This window comes from Kitasatospora sp. NPDC018058 (assembly GCF_044327205.1).
GTDB lineage: Bacteria > Actinomycetota > Actinomycetes > Streptomycetales > Streptomycetaceae > Kitasatospora.
In genome coordinates, this window is record NZ_JBIRFA010000004.1 from 25,509 (window position 1) to 43,473 (window position 17,965).

Consider the following 17,965-nt stretch of genomic DNA (forward strand, 5'->3'; position numbering starts at 1 on the left):
AGTTCTGGTGCGTCACCACTTCTCGGTGGCGCGGCCCCACGCCGCCGCCCAGATCGCGCCCATCTTCGGCTCGGCCTTGTCCACGCCGGGCTTGAAGTAGGGGAATCGGCCTTCGAGTTGCCCCTTGTAGAGGTTCTGAGGGCCTCCGCGACCGCCCGCGAATACCACGCCGTTGAAGCCACCCCCGGGCAGCGGGCGAGGCTTGCGGTTGGATTTGATCGACTTCGACAGGGAGCCGGTGAGCCGGCCGGGGCCGCCGGACTTCGAGACGACGTGCGGGTTCAGGTTGAGCCGCACGGTGTCGCCGGTGCGGGACGACTTGCCGCGGTGGTCCCAGCGTGGCCGGCCCCGCAGCTGCCCCTTGATGGACTGCCTCGCGAGGCCCTGGCAGGCTTTCAGCGCTTTGAGGGTGGCGAGGTCGATGGACGCGTCCATCTTCACGAGTGAGGCCTGGGCCTCTTTGACGCCGCGGACGACGGCCCGCATTTCACCGGGCATCGGCCGCCCTCCTTTCCAGGGTGGCCCGTGCCTTGGCGACGGTGTCGTCGACGGCGATGAGCCAGTCCAGGGTGAGCGCCGACTCGTCGTCGAGCTGGGATGGCAGGCAGTGCAGCAGCGTGCACAAGCGCCACGTGCGGTACTCCTCGTCCGGCACACCCGTGACGCCCCTCATCCCCTCCAGGGCGTTCCTCAGGCGCTGGAGGGCACGGTAGGGGACTGCGGGTCCGGCGACGGATCCTTGAGGTTGGGGTTGAGGGCGCTCTGGTAGGGGGCGACCGCAGCGCGCAGGGCGTCCAGAGCCTGCCCCGGGAGGTCGAGCAGCCCGTCCACGGTGATGGGGACGGCGTCGAAGCTCCAGCCGCGGACGGCGGCGACGACAAGAAGATCCTGGATGGCCTCCAGGTCGTCGAACGCGCTGCCCATGCCGGCGGCGACCCGCAGCTGCTCGTCCGGTGTGAGGCTGCCCGGGTCCTTGCCGGAGGCCTGCATCTCGGCGACGGCGGCGGCGAAGTCGGCGTGGCCGAGCAGCCCGGTGGAGAGCTTGCGGATCGGGCGGCGGTGCCGCTCGGTGATGTCGCTGACCGGCCGGAGGTCGGCCCACGCGCCGCCGGGCAGCGGGATGCGGGTGGCAGTGCTGATGTCGATCGTCACTTGTACGTCCCTGCTGCGATGGCGTTCTGGATGGTCATCTTGATGGGGCTGTAGCCGCCCGAGGTACCGACGTCGCTGGTGTTGGCGAGGGCCTCGTAGTTGACGGACAGCTCGATGTAGTCCTTGCCGCGGCTGATCTCGGCCGAGCTGTACGCGACCTTGGACATGTGTAGCTTGACCTGCACCGCGGCAGCACCGGCGCCCTGGGCGAAGTTGAAGTCGAGCGACGGCTTCGCGTTCGTCAGGTAGTTGGTCAGCTGGGAATCGTCCTCCATGATCAGCGTCAGTTTGCCGGAGACGGTGACCGGGCCGGACCACAGGGCGACCGGGGCCTGCGTGCCGTCGGCGGTGTGGATCGGCGTCACGGGCCGCTTGATGGTGCACTCGCCGTCGATCAGGGTCGTGACCACCGTCCCGCCGATGGTGACGGCGCCCTGCCACGCGGCAATCGGCGTGACCGCGGTGTAGGAGGGCGTCGGGGCCGACGTCGTCGCGGACGCGAGGGTCACCGCCTTGGCCGAGTACTCCAGCAGACCGTCCCCGTTGAACTTCAGCCCGAGCTCGCTGAACTTCGTGCCGGCGAACTGCCTGGTGGAGATGGCGTAGTAGTCGGAGAGCGTGTAACTCGGCGGCTGGGCCGTGCCGGTGTTGAGGACGGCAGCGGCGTGCGTGTACGGGGCGCTCGCGCCGGTCGTGGTGAGGTCGCCGAGGACACCGGTGGCGACCCAGCCGAGCGTGTCCGGGAAGACGTCGCCGCCGAACTCGTACTCGGCCCAGATCGGGCCGCTGATCTCGTCGTAGACCTCGACCATGGAACCGCGGTAGCCCTTGTCCGGAAGGAGGCTCAGCTTCTCCTTGGGCTTCATGTCCTTCACGGCGAGGAACGCGGTCGCGGCCACCGGAGTGCCGAAGACGGTCTCCTTGGCGATGCCGAGGAATGACCTGGCGGACGGCTGGGGCATCACTCACCTCCGGTGGTGTCGTGCGGCTCGGCGGCCGGCTCTTCGACGGGTGCGGCAACGCCGGGCTCGAAGCCGGGCTGCATGGTCCAGGCGCTGCTGTCAGCGGCGGCGGACCACCGGCCGTCGCCGGGGTCGGCGTCCAGGTCGTAGGTGATGCCGGGGCCAGGCTTGAGGGCGAGCGAGGGGTAGTAGCGGCCCTCCTCGCCCTGGTAGGTGAAGCGGGGCAAGGGGGCCTCCTAGATGCGCTGGTTGCACTCGACGGTGAGGGTGCCGGTGGCGACCCAGTGGGAGTGGTCGTCAGCCCAAACGGTCTCCAGGTCGGAGCGGGCCGGCTGGGACCACAGGACGTTGCCGCCGAGGGTGGGGTCGGTGCGGACGACGGCGGTGATGGCGTCGATGAGGGTGCACGTGCGCTCGAATGCGCTCTGGCTGTCGTCGGTGGCGCGGGCGCACTCGATCGTGATCTCGATGCTGAAGTGCTCGATCAGCCAGCCCGCGCCACCACTGCCGACCATCGAGGAGACGTTGATCCGCCGGTCGATCTTGCCAACCGCGACGATGTCCTCAGGCTGGTAGGTGCCCGGGGCGTCCAGGCACACCAACAGGCTGGCGTTCGCGTCGCCGTACGAGCCCTGGCCACTGACCGTGCCGGGGTCCGGAGTGAGCGCGGTTTTCAGGGCGTTGAACAGCCACAGCCGCGCGGCCGGGACCGACGAGGAGGGGATGGTCATCACGCCACCCCCGGGGGCCGACGGAACGGCGCCCACAACTCCAGCACCCGGGCCGGGAGCGCGAACCCCATCGGGACCGGGGCACCGTCACCATCGAACGAGCCGGTCGCCCCGAACTTCGGCCGGCCTCCCTGCTGGGTCATCGCCCACAGGTGCCGGATGAGCTCCAGGGCGCCGAGGAACACCGTGGGCGGGACGATGCCGGTCCCGGACGTGTATACGATCTTGACGTTCTTCACCCCTCGGGGGAACGGGACGTCCTGGCCGACCGCTCGGCGGGTGATCGTGCCGCGGGCGTAATCGACGGTGTACCCGTACGAGTCCATCCCGCCGCTGCCGAGCGGCTGTTCGGTGAGGTTCCACGTCGACGAGGCCACGTACTCGGTCACGCTCGTGACGGAGGCGACAGGCTGCCAGTCCAGGGAGATGACCGGCCGGCCGCCGTCGTACCACTCGGTGTGCAACTCCGCCATGATCGGGCCGCACACGTAGCGGGCCTGGTCGTCGGCAGCCGAGATGAACCGGCCCAGCTCGGTGTCCTGCCTGGTGTCAGCGCTGGGGATGTTCAGGTGGAGCTTGACCGAGGTGAGGTCGACGATGCTCACCGGGCCTCCTCGCTACGTGGCGACGACCCGGGGGACGAACGCGCTGACGGACGGGGTGGCGATTGTGGCCGGCGCCGTGCCGGTCAGCGCCGAACCGCTGACGGTGGTCAGGGTTTTGTCGCCGCTGGTCATGCCGGTGACGGCGCCGGTCAGCGTCGCCAAGCCGACCAGGCTGGGCGCGGTGGTGGCCTTCACCATGACGGCGGCGTAGTAGATGCCGGTCTGGGTGATCTGCACCGGCGCCGAGAGCGGCAGGGTCTTGGAGGTGGTGGCCGCCCATGCCGCGGTGAGCTGGTCGGCGCTCTGGCCGAGCAGGTTCGGGGTGGCGGAGGTGTCATAGAGGGCGAACCACCAGTTCGTGGGGGTGCCCGCTGCGGTGCCCCCGGAGGCGAAGGTGAGGTTCGTGACGACGTCGCCGGCGTACAGCGGCAGGGCGGTGGCCAGCATGACCCCGGAGGCCAACACCCCGCCGTCGTTCAGGACGTGCGAGCGGGCGATGTTCTCCCGGGACAGTCCGGCAGGCGCCCCCGCGAGGAGCCACGCCGGGTTCTTGGGCCCGTAGCGTCCGTTGACCAGTGGCATGTCACTCGCCGCCTCTCGCCGTCTCGGGCGCCTGGGCAGCCGCAGCGGTCTGCTTGCCGCGCTTGGGCGGCGTGGGCAGCGCCAGCTCATCGAGGCCCGCGCGCAGGATCCGCGCGGTCTCGGCGCGGTCGGCGGCGGGGAAGTGCTGGCCCTTCTCGGCGAGGTCAGCGGCCTCGGTCTCCAGGCGCTCGATGTCCGCGTCGACCGCGGCGACGACGGCGCCGATGGCCGCCTCGACCTGGCTGGCGCGGTCGTTGTCCTGGTGCTGGGCGTGGATGGTGTGCTCGGCGCGCAGGCCGCGAAGCTCGGCAATCCGGTCGTGCATGGTTCCTCCATCGGAGGGCCCGCCGCCCCGGGATTGGCGGCGGGCCGGTCAGGGGTCGGATCAGAATCCGGCCGGGGCGATCACGCCGGTGCCGGAGATGACGGAGATCTGCTCGGGCCTGCGGTCGCCCATGAAGGCGGCGTAGTTGTAGACCTGGAGGCGGACCTGGAGCGTGCCGGAGAGGATCTCCGGCAGCACGCGCGTACGCATGGCGCCCTCCCACAGGTACATGTCGCTCGTGCGGGAGATGATGATCCGTTCCTCGTTCGTGCCGGCGCCGAGGTTCGCGGGGATGTTGCCGTCGGCCAGCAGAGGGAAGTTCAGGATTCGTCCGACCGGGCCCTCGACGCCGTCGCCGGTCTGGAGCGCGAGCGGGTTCCACGGGGCGGAGGTGTCCGGGAGGATGAGCGGCCTGTTCTGGCCGTCCAACTGGCTCGCCATCCAGAACCAGCGCGCGGGGGTCAAGAAGATGGCGGTGGGCATCATCTTGCGGTTGCGGGCGGACTGGGAGATCGCCTGCATCAGCGGCGGGTAGATCTTGCCCAGCGTCGGCGAGGCGTCCGTGTAGGTCACGGCGTTGATGCCGCTCACGTTGAGGATGCCCTTGAGCTGGCCGGACACGCCGGAACCACTGATGACCTGGAGGTCCAGGCGCTGGTTGTAGTCGGCGTGGAGATCGTGGAACACGATCTGGTCGAACGACGCAGGGGACTGGTCGAGCAGCTGGATGGCAATGTCCTGCTGGCCGGCGATCGTGCGCACGGGCGCGGACACGAAAGTGTCGGTGAGGTCCTGCGACGTCACCGCAGCGGCGTCGGCGGACTGCACGCCGGTCAACGTGCCCGTGGCGACCTTCGGCACGTTGATGCTGTCGGTGCCAGCCGGGAGCGTCATGTTGCGGACGCTGTTGGCGATGGTGCGGCCGAAGCGCGGCAGATCGATGTACTCGTCGATCAGCCACAGCGGCGGCACGAAGTAGCCGCCCTGGCCGTCGACCCGGTTGGGGTTGACGCGCTTCTCGAAGCTGGACTCGCGGTCGATGCCGCGGAGTTCCTGCTCGGCGCGGGCCGCACGCTGGCGCTCGCGCTTCGGCATCTCGACGTCCAGCTCGGAGCGGTGCCGGGCGAGGCGCTCGCGAGCCGCGTTCACGCCGCCGTCGCCGTCGCCCTGGCCGAGCTGGGCGCGCATCAGGTCGAGGAAGTACGAGTGGTTGTTGCCGCGCTGATAGGTCTTCGGCTCGGAGGTGACGGTGACGGTCGGCGCGTAGCGCTTGGCGGTGGCCGCGGCCTGCGCGTCGCGCTGCAGCTGCTCGTCCAGCTCGGCGATGCGGGCGTCGATCTGCCGCACCTCCGCCTCCCTGGCGTCGAAGCGCGAGCGCTCGTCGTCGTTGAGGTCGCGGGTCTCGGCGGTGGGGGCCTTCAGGATCTCGCCGAGCTCGGTCTTGAGCGCGGCACGCCGGTCCTGGAGGGCCGTGATGAACTCACGGGACATGTCTGGTCCTTCGGTCGGTGATGTGTGGTGGCGTGCCTGCTGCTCGGGTGGTGGTCCGGGTGGCGGCCAGGTGCACAAGGTGCGGCGTGGCCACCGGCGCGGCTCCGGCGCGGTCGGCAGGCGGTGAAGTCAGAGGGAGAGCAGGCGAAGACGCGCCTGGTCAAGGCCGAGCAGGGACGGCGCCGCAGCCTCCTCGGGTGCCGGGGCGAACTCGGCGGCCAGGCGCTCGTACAGTGCCTGGCGGTCGTCGGCGGACAGCCGCTCCAGCTGCTGGCCGACCTCGCGCGCGTTCAGCTGGGCGCCCGCCGTGGCCGGGTTCGCGCCGTAATTCACGACGCTCACGTCGCCTTTGCTGAGATTGACCTCGAGGATGTCCCGCTGGTCGTAGTCCGGTGACCACTGCTGGCGGGTGACCCAGAACCCGAAGCTCATCTCGTCGACGTCGCCGCGCTCCATGGCGGAGCGCAGGGCCTGGACGTGAGGGCTGGACGGGTCGAGGTCGGCCTCGGTGTGCAGCCCGGTGTCGTCCTCGGCGAGCCGCAGCGTGCCCGACTTGGTCCTCGCCAAGGTGAGGCCGCCGTGGTTGACGAGGAACGGCACGTCGGCGCCTTCGCTGAGGGTCTTCTTGAACGCGCCGGCGCGGACGACCTCGGTGTAGGAGCCGAGCCAGTCCTCCATCTCGTAGCCCTGCTCGGTCACGCTGGCGTACCCGGTGAAGGTCAGCGTCTCGCCGCCGGTCCCGGACGGCTTGGAGCGCAACTCGACACCCTGGAACGGCGTCGAACGGCGCTGGACGGTGGTGGGCCGTGCGGCCCGTGCGGACAGGTCCATGGCTCACTCTCCGGGCATGGGGTCAGGGGGCGGAGCAGAGTCGGTGCCGCTGTGGGCAGAATTGAGCGGCGCGAAGATGTCGTCGCCGCCCTTGACCGGCGGCAGATTCTCCTTGGCGCGTGCCTCGTTGATCGTCAGGACGCCGCTCGTACGGGCCTGCGTGTAGGCCGCGTACCGGCCAGCCGTGTCCGTACGCTGCAACGAGGTCGTGTCGAGCTTGGCCGTGGACCCCCGCGGCAACATGGCGGTCCAGGCGTCCTCATAGATGCCGATCCACGGGTCGAGGGTGTATGTGCCGAACCCGATGCCCTGCTGCTCGATCCCGGTGCCCCAGCTCGTCGTTCGGTCGACCTGGCCCAGCATGTGCGGGGGCACGCCGTAGAGCATCGCGACGTCCAACGTGGATGCCGCCCGCGTGCCGAGGAACTGGGCGTCCTCCGGAGTGACCGAGATCGACTGCCACTTCGCGCCGCCGGACAGCACGCCGATTGCGTGCGCGTTCGCCATGCCCGAGTGGCTGGCCTCGAACGCCTCCTTCATCTGCCGTGCGGTCTGCCGGTCGAGGTTCGCGTCGACCGTGATCACGCCGGACAGGTGGGCGCCCTTGTCGAAGAAGCGTCCCCCGTATTGTTCGGCCGCGAGGCCCAGGCCGATCGTGTGGCGGGCGTAGGCGATCGGCGACATGGCGGTCGGCTCGCCGGGCAGGCACATGCCCATCAGGTGCACCATGTCGGCGGCGGAAACCGGCTGCCGGTCGACCTGGTAGGTGCGGGCTCCGTCGTCGCCCCAGTCGACCTTCACACGGTCGGGGTGGATCACCGTGAGGCGGTTCGGTCGGTACAGCCAGTCCCTGGACAGCACCATCGCGTACCCATTGCCGCGCAGGCCCAAGGACACAGCGAGCTGCTGAAAACCGGCGCGGCGGCTGAGATAGCGCAGGTCATTGAAGCCGCCGAACGGGTCGACCACGATCGCGGGTTGGTCCGGCACCGGTTCGGTGACGGCGCCGCGCTGGCGCATCGCCACCATCGGCAGCCCGGACACCGCGGTCGACAGGATCCGCACGCACGCCCAGACCGCGGACAGCTGCATGGCAGTCTGGTCGGACACCGGGACGCCCGCGCTGGAGAGGCCGGCCATCGACCAGCCGTTCGTGGGGATCGATGAGTCGCCCCACTGCTGCATCACGCGGCGCTCGGCCGCACGGCGAAGGAGGCTCACCGGTCCATCACCCACCCGATCAACAGCAGCGCGGCACCGGCGACGGCGAGGCCCGCCACCGGGTGCAGCCACCAGGCGGCCGCGTCCAGACAGCCCAGGCCGGCCACGTCAACCAGATCGGAGATGAGACGTCGGCGAGGACGCACGGGCACCTCCTACAGGTCGGCCCAGTTCCAGAACTGGGGCGTCGGGTCAGGCTCGGGCTCCTGGACGGCGCGCTCCAGCGCCATCACCGCACTGACCGCAAGGTCGATCTTGCGAGGGCTGTGCTTGGCATCCTTCGACAGCCGCGAGCCGCGCGAATCCGTGCGGATCACGCAGTTACTCAGGTGCCGGGCGAGCCGCGGGTCACCGGAGTGCGTCAGCGTCCGGTTCATCACCGACTCGTAGAACCGGGTCGTCGCCGGGATCATGCGAGCCGGCGACTGGGGGAACTCGACGACTGGCAGCCGCTCTTCCTCCAGCACCTGGTAGGTGCGGCCCCAGCGGTAGGGGTCGCAGACGATCTCGCGGACGTTCCAGCGCCGGCAGGCCTGCCGCAGTGCGTCCTCGACCTCCAGGATCGGGACCGTCCAGTCCTGGCCGGCCTGTTGCGGGCGCTCCCAGGCCGCGATCACATCGACGTGCGGCACCTCGGTGCACGACACCACGGTGATGGCCGTCGAGTCGCCGTTGAACGAGCCGTCGAAACCGATGCACACCTCGGCGCCGTCCTCGATGGGTCCGCCAGTCGCGCAGGCGTCCCAGGCTCCGGCCGGGAGCCACGCGGTGGCGGTGTTCACCCACTGGTTGAGCCGCTTGGTACGGAACTCCGCCTCGGGGGTGCGCTTCACCGCGCTGGCGAAGTCCTCCGGGTCGATCAGGTCGCCGTAGGCCGGGTTGGCGATCCGCCACGTCTCTTCGAGCCGGTGGTCGGCCTCGTCCGGGGCGCCCCACCAGGCCATGAAGAACGTCGGATCGACCTCCTCGCCTGCGGCCAGCCGCTGCCCGTACTGGAACAGCTGGTAGCAGATCGAGTCCAGGCCGCGGCTGTCGGTCTTCACCCCGGCCGTGGTGATGGCCACGATCAGCGGGTCCAGCTGGGCGCCCATGGCCAGGGACATCACGTTCCACAGGTCAGGGTTCGGCTGGACGTGCAGCTCGTCGAATACCACACGGGTCGGCCGCAGGCCCTCCTTGGTGAACGCCTCCGCCGACAGGCACCGGTAGACGCTGCCGCTGCCGATGACCTCCAGCGCGTCCTTGTACGGCTTGATGGCCTCCGACAGGTCCGGTGACGCGTCGACCATGCGCTTGGCGTCGCCGAAGACAATCCGCGCCTGCTCTTTGTCGCCGGCGCACGAGTACACCTCGGCGCCCTCGCACTCGAACAGGCCGTCCAGAGCGATGCCCGCGCCGAGGCCCGACTTGCCGTTCTTCCTCGGCTCGCCGATCAGCGCGATGCGGTGGCGCCGGCGGCCGTCCGGACGCCGGGCGAAGAGATGGGCCAGCAAGGTCTGCTGCCAGTCCCGCAGCGTCAGGGACGATCCGGAGGGCCCGGCGAACGAGTCCTTCGTAACTGTGCACAGCGTCTCGATGAAGTCGACTACGGCCGGCCCGTCACCTCGGCGCACATCCGCGGCCGTGACCGGGGTCAGGAACCGCGGGGGCCAGCTACTCGCCGCCCGCCGCCCTCGCTTGGCGCCGCGCGATGAGCGCGTCGAGCTTGCTGGCACGCTTCACCTCCGCATAGCCGAGCCGGGCCCGGTCCGTCGGCGTGAAGCCGCACAGCGACTCCCACTTCGTCATCTGCGCTTCCAGGGCGCGGATCTGGGCGAGGAGCGGGTGCGCACGGGTCTGGCCCATCGAACCGGGCACCATGTAGCCGTCGGCGGCGACCTGGTCGCGCATCGCCTCGCGCTCATCGTGCGCCTCGCACAGCCGGGTGAGGACGTCCATGTCGGTGGCCGGGGACAGCCAGGCCTGACCGGCGGTCCACAGCCGGTCCCATGTCGCCCGGCCGGTGTCGCCGAGCGTCGCGGGCGGCGGCGGCAGGTGCGCGACTGCGGCCAGCTGGACGACCGGCTCGGGAAGCGGTCTGCCGCCCGGATTGCCGGTACGGCGCTTACGCTCCGTGGGCGTTGGAGGTCGACCAGCGGGCATGATCAACACCCCCGAGAAAGACCAAGGTCAAAAACAGCCCGAATTTCGCGGCGCTGTGTGGGGGCTGGGGGGCCGGGTCCGAAGACGATCATGGCCCGAAGTTTCGACCGCCCCCGGTCAGTGGCGACCGAGCGCGAGCACTGTCACGCACCGTGACGGCCGAGGCTTGCCGCTCACTGGTCGCGCTTGCGGCTGTTGCACGAGCGGCACAGCACACGGGTGTTCTCTGCTGTGCCGCTACCACCACGTGCGAGGGGCACGATGTGATCGGCGGTGAGGTCGGTGCTGTGGTGTGCGGGCACCTGCCAGCCTGGACACCAGTCGCCGTAGACAGCACGGTGCCGGGCTACCGCTGCCCGCGCTACCCGCTGCCACTGACTGTCGTAGCCACGCTGGGTGGCACTGCCCCGCAGTTGGTTCTGCCTGGACTGCCATGCGGCTTGGTGCTCGTCGCATCGGCTGGGGTTGCGGGTGAGCTTGCTGCAGTCGAGGCAAGGGCGTTGGCGTCTGCGCACGTCTGCCTCCTCGCTGATCGCTGCTGAGGGCTGGCAGCCGGGCATGGCCAGCGTTGACCCTCCCCCTGACGTTGACCCCCCGGGTCAAATGAGCAGGCCACTCCCGCTGCGTTCAGCAAGGATGTCGCCGGCGTGGGTGATGGTGTCGATGGTGAGCGGCCGACCAGCCGCCGTCTTCTGCAGTAGCCGTTGAGCTCGGTCAGGGGCCACTCCTGCCCAGCGGGCGAAGTCGAAGTACTCGTCCCGCAGCCTGACGATCTCCGGGTCTTCGCGGCGCCGGAATCGAAGCTTCATGCCCGCTCCTTGTCAGCTGGTGGTGGGCGTCTCGATGCCGAGGTGGGCGGCGATGCCGCGGACGAGGCCGAGCGTCTCGGTGTCGGTTACCAAGTCCTGCTCGGCGCGGGCGCGGTCGCGGTCACCTTGGCGGTTCTGCGCGAGAAGGATCAGCGGGGCCGCGTACGAGGCCTGGAGCGACAGCACCAGGGTCAGGAAAATGAACGGGTACTCGTCGAACCGGAAGCTGGCGGGCAGTGCGGTGTTCCAGATGAGCCACACCGCGATGATGACGGTCATCCAGACGATGAACCGCCAGCTGCCGAAGGCGCTCGCGACGCGGTCGGCGGCGCGCTGGCCGAGGGTGTCGACAGGCATGGCCACCTCCGTCTCAGGCCGCGATGGGGGTTCGGCCGGCGCGCTTGCGGGTCTTGGCCTCGGCTCGGGCGAGGGTGAGCTGCCGGTAGAGCGGGCGTCCTCGTTCGTCGAGCCCGTCGGGCCGTATGAGCCCGCGGCGCTTCCACTGCCAGATGGTGTCGACTGTGACGCCGCACAGGTTGGCACCTTCGGCGGGGGTCATGAGCTCGGTCATCGCGACCTCCCGGGAACGCCGAAGGCCCGACCGTGGTGGTCGGGCCTTCGTGAAGTAGGCGCACGTGTGGTGCTGTCATCAGCCTGACACAACGCGCCGATCTTGTGCAAGCAGTCAGCTCTCAGGCTGCGGCTGCGGTTCCGGCTGGGGCCAGTGGATGCTGACCCCGCTGCCGCGCTCGACGACGATGGGCTGGGGCTGCGGCTGGGGCTGCTGGTTGGTTCCGTCGGCGTGGGCCATGATGGGCGTCTCCCTGCTCTGTGTTGGGTGGTGGAGGGCCCGGGGCGGCCGGCGTGCTGGCAGGCTGTGACGGTCGCCCCGGGGCGAGGTCAGTTGTTGCTGCTGAGGCCGAGGCGCCGGGCGGCGGCGTTGAGGGCGCGGAGGGTGCTGTCCATCGCGCCGGGGCCGCTGAACTCGGACTCGGAGACCGTGGCGACGGTGAGGTCGGCGGCGGCCGCCGGGTCGCGGTGGGCGGCGTCGCGGATGTCGAGGAAACGCTGCTCGTAGAAGGCGTTGTACGCGGGGTCGTTGGTGCGGCTCATGGTGTTGATCTCTCTCGTAGGTCAGGCGGTCGGCTGGAGGCTGGACAGGCGGGTGATCTCGCCGCGGGTCTCGCGGATCTGGTCGAAGAGGCGGCGTCGCTTGTCGTGGTCGTAGGCCTCGTCAACGAAGGCCTGCTGCAACTCGGTGAGCCGAGCCTCGGCGGCAGCGAGCTGCTGCTCGATGGTCATCACTGCGGTCCTCTCTGGGGCGGTTGCTAGTTGAAGGCGCTGGGGTTGGTGTGCATCCGGTAGTCCGCGCACTCGACGGCCCAGCCCTGGTGTGCGTGGCAGGTGATGCGGTCGTCGGCGTGCATGCCGGCGTCCTCCAGCTCGTTCTCGCGGGTGATCACCGCGGCGAGGATCTCGTCCTCGGTGACACCGCGGGTCATGACGTCGTTCAGGGCGGGGAGGGTGACGTGGGGGTCGGTCAGGCAGTCGGGTCCGCCGTAGGCGATGACCTCGCGGGCGGCCCGGACGATGGCTTCGGTCTTGGTCATGGGTCTCTCCGATGTTGGTAGGGAGTCGGGTAGGTAGGCCCGGTAGGGGGCCGGTAGGGCGGGCGGTAGGCGTGCTCTGACCTGCGGTTCCTACCGCCTACTGGTCGGCCACGTGGTGGTCCCCGGGTGGCCCAGGGGAGCCGCCTCACGCGGCGCTCTTGGCGGTCGCGGACGGGGCGCCCTGGACGATGGCCGGGACGGTCGCGGGATCGGCCTCGGGGAGGTCGCTCAGGAGGACCGCTTTCCGGGTGTGGTCCTTGCCCCCGAGCGTGAGCTTCTTCTTCTCGATCACACGGACCCCGAGGGCCTCCAATTCGCCGCCCAGCTCGGTGACGTCCCAGCCGTCGAACTCGCCCCGCTTCTGGCCTTCATCGAGGATGGCCTGGAGGTGCGCGGCGGTGCCCTGTTTGGTGAGGCCAGCGGTGTGCCGGATCAGGGCCCACAGCACCTCAGGGGCGGGGGATTCCTGGATCCACTCACCGTCGTCGTCCGGCGGGCTGCTGGCCTCCTCCGCCGAGGTGGCAGTGGTGGCCTTGGCGGGCGTGTCTCCACCGGTCTGACCGACGATCAGGGCGGCCAACACCCAGAGGGTTACAGCCCCTGCCAGCAGGGCGGCGTGGTGGCCGTGGAGCATCGGCCACACGATGACGGCCGCGACGACCGTGCACCCGGCGGCGACCAGGAGGGGGCTGGTGGGCCGCTCCCCCCGGAGGTCGTCAAGGGCCTTGGCGCGCTGCTCGGGGTCCTTGATCTCCAGGGCCTTGGCGCGGCGTTCCTTCCACGCGGCCAGCGCCTCGCCGTGTCCCTTCCGCTTGTCGGCCGCGTGAGCCTTAAGCGGGGCCAGCATGCGCCGGTTACCCCGGGCGAACGCGGCCAGCGAGACGCCTTCGAGGTAGCGGCTCATCAGCTCACCACGGTGTGGATGAGGGAGGTGGCGATGCCGACGGGGATCGTCCACACGCCGGCGGCAGCGCTGAGGACGCCGGGGGCGGCGATCCCGCAGATCAGGTCCTTGACGAACGAGGGCTTGAACCAGAAGGCGACGCCGATCAGGAACGCGGCGATGGCGGCGGGACCGATGGTGCCGAACGTCTCGGACTGCTTGGTGAGCGTGTCGGAGAACTGGGTGCCGACCAGGCTGATCTTCTGGAGGGCGGTGCCCGCTCCGGCTGCGACGAGCCCGATGACAGCGCCCCACCAGAAGACGTGGTGTCCCTTGACGGGCTGGAACTTGCCGCCGCCGCGCTTGTGGGCGATGAGGGCGAGCGTGACGACGATGAGGACGCCGCCGGCTCCGAACGTGCCGAGCATGGTTGGTGGCTCCTGTCAGTGGTGGGTGGAGAGGATGGTGATGAGAGGGGCGAGGCCGAGGACGCCCACCAGGGCTGAGGCAACGGGGATGCGGGCGATGACCAGGACGATGAGGGCGCCAGCGCCCCGAACCTCGGAGACGCGGACGGGGCCGCGCCGGTCGTCGCGGCGCGGGTTGAGGCCGCGCAGCCACAGGTCGAGCCCCCAGGCGCCGACCAGGGCGGCGACGCCGACGGGCAGGGGCAGGTGGGCGGCGAGCTGGACGGCGCCCATCTGGTAGCCGAGAACGGCGGAGGTGGTGGTGAGGATGCACCAGCGACGGAAGCGGAGGGTGCGCTCGGACTGGGGCTGGCGCCACAGGATGGAGGCGTGACGCTCGGCCGAGCGCTGTTCGCGTTCATGTCGGGCCTCGCGCTCCTCTTCGGTCTCGCCCTGCTGCTGGTACTTCTCCTCTCGGCGAAGGCGGGCGGCCGCGGCCTGCTCCTCCGGGGTCTGGTTGATCAAGCCGCGCAGGTTGTGGTGGACCCGGTACGCCCAGGGCTCGCCGTGCTGACCGGCCTGCTCGCCGTCGGCGAGGTCCTGGTCCTCGACGTCTTCGGCGACGCTCTTGGCGGCCGGGGCCGGGCGCGTCTTGCCCAGGCTGACGGGCACGGACTTCGGGGTGCGGTCCCAGGGCCCGCTCTTGCGCCACCACTCGGGCTCGGCGGTGGGTTCGGTCTGGCCGATGGTGGGCGGGTGGACGGGCGGCGGGGGGATGGTGGTCACGGCTACTTCCCTTTTCGGGGGCCGCGTCCGCCGGCGCGGAGCCAGGCGGCGGTGCCGGCGTCGATCTTGCGGACGTTGCCGCTGTCGCGCAGGCGGTCCTTGGCGGTGCGGCCGGTCGCGTTGGTGGCGGTCTTGTTGCCGCCGGTGATCAGGGACCTGAGGCCCATGTCTGTCTCCAGGCGAGGAGGGTGATGAGGGTGGCGCCGATGAGGGCGCAGGCGCCGGTGCGGCGCAGGGTGAGGCGGGCGTCGTCTCCCGCGGCGGCGTAGAGGCCGGCGTAGGCCAGTGCGGCGGGGACCGCCCACAGCAGGGCGGCGGGCACGGTGCGCCTCTTCAACCGACCCGGCGGGCGATGCGCTTGACGGTGTCGTCCTTTGCGTCGGCGTGGACGTAGCGGACGAGCGCGAGAAGGGTCTCTTCGTCGGTGACGCCCTGCCGGACAAGGTGGCGGACAGTGTCCGTGATGTTGTCCGTCCCGCGGCGGGCATCGAGGTCGTGCAGGGTCGCTGACCTGCTGTCCGTCTGTCCGGACAGGGCGCGGACAGTGTCCGGGTCGGTGTTGATACCGACTCGGGCGAGCCGTTCGACGATCACGTCCGGGGTGGCCTCGGGGTCGACCTCAAGGGCGGCGCGGACAGCGGAGCGGACAGTCGCGTCGGCAGGTGTCCGCTGTCCGCGAGGCTTGTCCGGGTTGGGCTCGTGGTCGTCCTGGGGCACCTGCAGGGCCTGGTAGTAGGCGGCGACCTGGGCGCGTTCGCGGGCGAGGCGGCGGTTGACCGTGGCGAGGGCGAGTTGCCCGCTGGCCTCGTCGAGTTCCTGCTCGACCCACTGCTGAGTGAGGGGGTCGAGGGTTCGGGCGTGCCGGGCGATGACAAGGGACCACAGCAGCTTGACGCCGATGGAGATGAAGGCGCCGACGATTCCGGCGGCGAGGTGGCCGGCGGTGTAGCCCTCGACGATGAGGGCGGTGATGGCGATGCCGAGGCAGAGCCAGCCGGCGGCGTGGGCGGCACGGGCCTTCGCGGGTTCGTAGCGGGCGAGCCATCCGAGGGCGGTGCAGGAGATCCACAGCGTGTCGAAGACGCCGGCTCCGCCGTAGGCGACGAGGTCGGGGGCGGCCTGCGAGAGGAGGCTGCCGATCGACGTGGTCGACCAGGCGACGCAGCCGATTCCCCCCCCGACGGCGACGGTGGTCACGCCGTTGAGGATGATCTGGTCCCAGTCGCGGGGCGCCTTGGGGGCCTGGTACTGCTCGGGGACGACTCGGGTGCGGCCGCCGACGGTGTGTTCGACGTGGCGGGTCCGGGTGACCGTGCGCGAGGGCACGGTAGGGTGCGTGTTGGCCATGGGAGCGCTATCTCCTGTGGTCAGGGGTCCGGTCGGCGGTGATGTCCGCGGGTGTTCCAGCACTCGCGGTTGGAGCCGGCCGGGCCCTGTTGCGTGTTATGCGGTTGTTGGCCGGTACTTCTTGATGGCCTTGTCGATGGCCTGCCAGCTGCGGCCGAGCTCGTTCGCGACTTTGTAGACGCTCCCGAGTTCCGCCACGCCGTCGGCCAAGGCCGCTGAGCGGCGCTGTGATGCGGCTACGACTTGGCGTCCGAGCTGTTCCAGCAGCTCGTCCTCACGTCGCACCCGATCGCGCCAGGGTGGCGTTTCCATCCCCTGAAGGCTATCTAACCCGGGGTTAGATAGCAAGCGCCTTGTGACGATGCATCACGCCGCGTTGTGTATGGCGAGGTACTGCTCGATGCGCCGTTCGTACTCGTCGGCGCGGAGGACGGCCCAGCAGCTGTCGTTGCCGCACCGTACGTCGTCGCCATCGAGCTGGGACAGGGACAGGAGTCCGCACCGCGGGCAGGGCAGCTGCAGTGCGCGCCGGCGGGGGCGTATGGCGGCGAGGCCGTCGAGGTGGCGCCAGGCGGAGTGGATCTCGGCGGCGTACTCGTCGGCCCACATCTGCTGGATGGACCAGGCGAGGACGTCGCGGCGGCTGAGGTAGGCGGTGAGGGCGCCGATGCTGCCGGAGCGCGGGTGCCCGAACCGGCTGCATTCCTCGACGTGGATGCGGGCCCAGGCGGCGAGGGTGCCGGCGAGGGGGGTGATGCCGTCCTGGTCGCCGTGGGGGTCGTAGACGTCGCCGGGGGCGGCGGGGCCGAGGTAGCTGGCGGCGTCGAGGCGGAGCGGCACGGGCGGGGTGCGGGTGGCGCCGGAGACGCGGGCTCCCTGGCGGCCGGCGCCGGGCGTCACGGACAGCTGGGCCCAGGCGGCGAGCAGGGGGATCTCGGCGAGTTCGCGGGCGAGGCGGCTGCCGGTCGGGAAGTCGAGCATGTCCGGTCTCCTGGTGCGCTGTACGGGCGGGCGGGTTCAGCGGGTGGGCTGGTAGTCGTCGAGGTCGCGGATGACGTCGTGGATGGGTCGGGGCGGCGGGAGGGGTTCCCACCGGTCGGGGTCGAGGTCGAGCAGGGTCTCGTCCTCCCAGCCGTCCCAGAGGTCGTCGGGGCAGGTCACGGCTGGGCCTCGTCGAGGGCGGCGCGGAGCCGCTCGGCGTACAGGCTGGCGACGCCGTGAGGCGAGCAGTAGGTGGCCATCTCGTCAGCGAACCGGTAGGCGGCGGCGATGCGGGCCTCGACCTGCTCGGCGCGGTCGACGGCGGTGGCTGTGGCGGCCTGGGCAGTACGGAGCCAGCTGTAGACGGTGTCGCGGTCCTCGCAGCGCTGCAGGATGCCCTCGCCGTACGCCTCGGCCCGCTGGCGGGCGGAGAGCCAGGCGGCGCGGTAGCGGTCGGCGCGACGTCCCTGCCGCCGCCACCGGCCGAGCTCGTCCTCGGCGGCCCGGAGCTGCTCGACGACCTGACGGTGGTAGGCCCCGGAAGGTGCGGTGCGGAGTGCGGTGCCGGTGCCGGCGAGGCTGGCGCGGAGGGCCTGGATGCCGTCTCGGAGGGCGGCGTGCTCGTCGGGGGTGAGGGCGCGGTTGGCGGTGTGGCCGATGAGGTGGTCGAGCTGGGCGGAGGTGGGCGGGGTCATCGGCTGGCCTTCCTCTTGGCGCGGGCGAGGGCCCGGCGGGTGGCGCGGTTGGGTCGGGGCGGTTCCGGCTCGGGGGTGGTGTCGGTGACGACGGTCTCGACCTGGTCGACGGTGGTCCACCAGGTGAGGCCGGGCCGCGGGGCGTGCTCGATGGTCACGGCTGACGCTCCAGTTGGGCGACGATGGCGGCGAACTGGTCGTCGAAGCGGGCCTGTTCGGTGTCGCGGCGGCGGAGGTCGGCGGCAGCTCGGCCGGCCGCGACGTAGTCCGCGCAGATCTGGCGGAACCACCACAGTCCGACGAGGGCGGCGCAGGTGGCGAGGATGGTCCAGGGGTTCATGTGCGTCTCCAGGTATGGAGTGCGAGGAGGGTGGCGGTGAGGAGGGCGCCGGCCAGGACCAGCCA

At 70.6% G+C, this 17,965-nt stretch carries 34 protein-coding genes; all 34 read right to left on the minus strand.

The features are described from left to right. Window positions 1-12 precede the first annotated feature (12 nt). The 34 genes from ACH4E7_RS06790 to ACH4E7_RS06955 all read right to left on the minus strand — a co-directional run bounded on the left by ACH4E7_RS06790 (window position 13) and on the right by ACH4E7_RS06955 (window position 17,900). Window positions 13-498 carry a hypothetical protein gene (locus ACH4E7_RS06790; RefSeq protein WP_396247926.1) on the minus strand — a complete coding sequence of 162 codons (486 nt, stop codon included), beginning with the start codon at window positions 496-498 and terminating at the stop codon, window positions 13-15. Next, on the minus strand, window positions 488-673 hold the full coding sequence (locus tag ACH4E7_RS06795; RefSeq protein ID WP_396247927.1) for a hypothetical protein: 186 nt from the start codon (window positions 671-673) through the stop codon (window positions 488-490). The genes ACH4E7_RS06790 and ACH4E7_RS06795 overlap by 11 nt, the downstream gene beginning before the upstream one ends. A 17-nt stretch (window positions 674-690) precedes the next feature. Further along, window positions 691-1,152, minus strand: a complete 462-nt coding sequence (locus ACH4E7_RS06800; protein WP_396247928.1) for a hypothetical protein — start codon at window positions 1,150-1,152, stop codon at window positions 691-693. Further along, window positions 1,149-2,114: a phage tail tube protein gene (locus ACH4E7_RS06805; RefSeq protein WP_396247929.1), complete on the minus strand. Its 966-nt coding sequence runs from the start codon at window positions 2,112-2,114 to the stop codon at window positions 1,149-1,151. Before ACH4E7_RS06805 ends, ACH4E7_RS06800 begins: the two co-directional genes overlap by 4 nt. Further along, window positions 2,114-2,341 carry a hypothetical protein gene (locus ACH4E7_RS06810; RefSeq protein ID WP_396247930.1) on the minus strand — a complete coding sequence of 76 codons (228 nt, stop codon included), beginning with the start codon at window positions 2,339-2,341 and terminating at the stop codon, window positions 2,114-2,116. The genes ACH4E7_RS06805 and ACH4E7_RS06810 overlap by 1 nt, the downstream gene beginning before the upstream one ends. 9 nt (window positions 2,342-2,350) lie before the next feature. Beyond that, window positions 2,351-2,845 (minus strand): hypothetical protein, encoded by a 495-nt coding sequence (locus ACH4E7_RS06815; RefSeq protein WP_396247931.1) that lies wholly within the window; start codon window positions 2,843-2,845, stop codon window positions 2,351-2,353. Then, window positions 2,845-3,450 (minus strand): hypothetical protein, encoded by a 606-nt coding sequence (locus ACH4E7_RS06820; protein ID WP_396247932.1) that lies wholly within the window; start codon window positions 3,448-3,450, stop codon window positions 2,845-2,847. The genes ACH4E7_RS06815 and ACH4E7_RS06820 overlap by 1 nt, the downstream gene beginning before the upstream one ends. 12 nt (window positions 3,451-3,462) lie before the next feature. Then, window positions 3,463-4,032 (minus strand): hypothetical protein, encoded by a 570-nt coding sequence (locus ACH4E7_RS06825; RefSeq protein ID WP_396247933.1) that lies wholly within the window; start codon window positions 4,030-4,032, stop codon window positions 3,463-3,465. Between the two features lies 1 nt (window position 4,033). Then, entirely contained in the window at window positions 4,034-4,357 is a 324-nt protein-coding gene (locus ACH4E7_RS06830) for a hypothetical protein (protein ID WP_396247934.1), read from the minus strand. A gap of 60 nt (window positions 4,358-4,417) precedes the next feature. Continuing rightward, complete coding sequence (locus tag ACH4E7_RS06835; RefSeq protein WP_396247935.1) at window positions 4,418-5,848, minus strand: phage major capsid protein; 1,431 nt, start codon at window positions 5,846-5,848, stop codon at window positions 4,418-4,420. A gap of 129 nt (window positions 5,849-5,977) precedes the next feature. Then, complete coding sequence (locus ACH4E7_RS06840) at window positions 5,978-6,679, minus strand: HK97 family phage prohead protease (protein ID WP_396247936.1); 702 nt, start codon at window positions 6,677-6,679, stop codon at window positions 5,978-5,980. A 3-nt stretch (window positions 6,680-6,682) separates the two neighbouring features. Then, on the minus strand, window positions 6,683-7,900 hold the full coding sequence (locus ACH4E7_RS06845) for a phage portal protein (protein WP_396247937.1): 1,218 nt from the start codon (window positions 7,898-7,900) through the stop codon (window positions 6,683-6,685). Further along, entirely contained in the window at window positions 7,897-8,046 is a 150-nt protein-coding gene (locus ACH4E7_RS06850; RefSeq protein ID WP_396247938.1) for a hypothetical protein, read from the minus strand. The genes ACH4E7_RS06845 and ACH4E7_RS06850 overlap by 4 nt, the downstream gene beginning before the upstream one ends. Window positions 8,047-8,055: 9 nt before the next feature. Further along, the gene (locus tag ACH4E7_RS06855) at window positions 8,056-9,513 is read right to left on the minus strand and encodes a terminase large subunit domain-containing protein (protein WP_396247939.1); all 1,458 of its coding nucleotides are present in this window, start codon (window positions 9,511-9,513) and stop codon (window positions 8,056-8,058) included. 40 nt (window positions 9,514-9,553) lie between these two features. After that, window positions 9,554-10,042, minus strand: coding sequence for a phage terminase small subunit P27 family (locus ACH4E7_RS06860; RefSeq protein WP_396247940.1), 489 nt, complete (start codon window positions 10,040-10,042; stop codon window positions 9,554-9,556). Window positions 10,043-10,215: 173 nt separating this feature from the next. Then, window positions 10,216-10,602 carry an HNH endonuclease gene (locus ACH4E7_RS06865; protein ID WP_396247941.1) on the minus strand — a complete coding sequence of 129 codons (387 nt, stop codon included), beginning with the start codon at window positions 10,600-10,602 and terminating at the stop codon, window positions 10,216-10,218. 39 nt (window positions 10,603-10,641) lie between these two features. Then, window positions 10,642-10,851 (minus strand): hypothetical protein, encoded by a 210-nt coding sequence (locus ACH4E7_RS06870; protein ID WP_396247942.1) that lies wholly within the window; start codon window positions 10,849-10,851, stop codon window positions 10,642-10,644. A 12-nt stretch (window positions 10,852-10,863) separates the two neighbouring features. Continuing rightward, complete coding sequence (locus ACH4E7_RS06875) at window positions 10,864-11,208, minus strand: DUF1003 domain-containing protein (RefSeq protein ID WP_396247943.1); 345 nt, start codon at window positions 11,206-11,208, stop codon at window positions 10,864-10,866. 13 nt (window positions 11,209-11,221) lie between these two features. Next, window positions 11,222-11,422, minus strand: coding sequence for a MerR family transcriptional regulator (locus ACH4E7_RS06880; protein ID WP_396247944.1), 201 nt, complete (start codon window positions 11,420-11,422; stop codon window positions 11,222-11,224). A 329-nt stretch (window positions 11,423-11,751) separates the two neighbouring features. Continuing rightward, window positions 11,752-11,964, minus strand: a complete 213-nt coding sequence (locus tag ACH4E7_RS06885) for a hypothetical protein (RefSeq protein WP_396247945.1) — start codon at window positions 11,962-11,964, stop codon at window positions 11,752-11,754. Window positions 11,965-11,985: 21 nt separating this feature from the next. Beyond that, window positions 11,986-12,153: a hypothetical protein gene (locus ACH4E7_RS06890; protein WP_396247946.1), complete on the minus strand. Its 168-nt coding sequence runs from the start codon at window positions 12,151-12,153 to the stop codon at window positions 11,986-11,988. Window positions 12,154-12,179: 26 nt separating this feature from the next. Beyond that, on the minus strand, window positions 12,180-12,461 hold the full coding sequence (locus ACH4E7_RS06895; protein ID WP_396247947.1) for a hypothetical protein: 282 nt from the start codon (window positions 12,459-12,461) through the stop codon (window positions 12,180-12,182). Window positions 12,462-12,606: 145 nt separating this feature from the next. Further along, on the minus strand, window positions 12,607-13,365 hold the full coding sequence (locus ACH4E7_RS06900; RefSeq protein WP_396247948.1) for a hypothetical protein: 759 nt from the start codon (window positions 13,363-13,365) through the stop codon (window positions 12,607-12,609). Then, the gene (locus tag ACH4E7_RS06905; RefSeq protein WP_396247949.1) at window positions 13,365-13,772 is read right to left on the minus strand and encodes a hypothetical protein; all 408 of its coding nucleotides are present in this window, start codon (window positions 13,770-13,772) and stop codon (window positions 13,365-13,367) included. Before ACH4E7_RS06905 ends, ACH4E7_RS06900 begins: the two co-directional genes overlap by 1 nt. Window positions 13,773-13,787: 15 nt before the next feature. Next, window positions 13,788-14,537, minus strand: coding sequence for a hypothetical protein (locus tag ACH4E7_RS06910; RefSeq protein WP_396247950.1), 750 nt, complete (start codon window positions 14,535-14,537; stop codon window positions 13,788-13,790). A 2-nt stretch (window positions 14,538-14,539) separates the two neighbouring features. Next, window positions 14,540-14,704, minus strand: a complete 165-nt coding sequence (locus tag ACH4E7_RS06915) for a hypothetical protein (RefSeq protein WP_396247951.1) — start codon at window positions 14,702-14,704, stop codon at window positions 14,540-14,542. Further along, the gene (locus ACH4E7_RS06920; protein WP_396247952.1) at window positions 14,686-14,859 is read right to left on the minus strand and encodes a hypothetical protein; all 174 of its coding nucleotides are present in this window, start codon (window positions 14,857-14,859) and stop codon (window positions 14,686-14,688) included. The genes ACH4E7_RS06915 and ACH4E7_RS06920 overlap by 19 nt, the downstream gene beginning before the upstream one ends. 11 nt (window positions 14,860-14,870) lie before the next feature. After that, window positions 14,871-15,884 (minus strand): protein transporter Sec31, encoded by a 1,014-nt coding sequence (locus ACH4E7_RS06925; RefSeq protein WP_396247953.1) that lies wholly within the window; start codon window positions 15,882-15,884, stop codon window positions 14,871-14,873. A gap of 96 nt (window positions 15,885-15,980) precedes the next feature. After that, the gene (locus ACH4E7_RS06930) at window positions 15,981-16,196 is read right to left on the minus strand and encodes a hypothetical protein (protein ID WP_396247954.1); all 216 of its coding nucleotides are present in this window, start codon (window positions 16,194-16,196) and stop codon (window positions 15,981-15,983) included. Between the two features lie 54 nt (window positions 16,197-16,250). After that, window positions 16,251-16,865: a hypothetical protein gene (locus ACH4E7_RS06935; protein ID WP_396247955.1), complete on the minus strand. Its 615-nt coding sequence runs from the start codon at window positions 16,863-16,865 to the stop codon at window positions 16,251-16,253. Window positions 16,866-16,901: 36 nt separating this feature from the next. After that, the gene (locus ACH4E7_RS06940; protein WP_396247956.1) at window positions 16,902-17,045 is read right to left on the minus strand and encodes a hypothetical protein; all 144 of its coding nucleotides are present in this window, start codon (window positions 17,043-17,045) and stop codon (window positions 16,902-16,904) included. Next, window positions 17,042-17,560, minus strand: coding sequence for a hypothetical protein (locus tag ACH4E7_RS06945; protein WP_396247957.1), 519 nt, complete (start codon window positions 17,558-17,560; stop codon window positions 17,042-17,044). The genes ACH4E7_RS06940 and ACH4E7_RS06945 overlap by 4 nt, the downstream gene beginning before the upstream one ends. Further along, the gene (locus tag ACH4E7_RS06950; protein ID WP_396247958.1) at window positions 17,557-17,718 is read right to left on the minus strand and encodes a hypothetical protein; all 162 of its coding nucleotides are present in this window, start codon (window positions 17,716-17,718) and stop codon (window positions 17,557-17,559) included. Before ACH4E7_RS06950 ends, ACH4E7_RS06945 begins: the two co-directional genes overlap by 4 nt. Then, complete coding sequence (locus ACH4E7_RS06955; RefSeq protein ID WP_396247959.1) at window positions 17,715-17,900, minus strand: hypothetical protein; 186 nt, start codon at window positions 17,898-17,900, stop codon at window positions 17,715-17,717. The genes ACH4E7_RS06950 and ACH4E7_RS06955 overlap by 4 nt, the downstream gene beginning before the upstream one ends. Window positions 17,901-17,965: the final 65 nt, after the last annotated feature.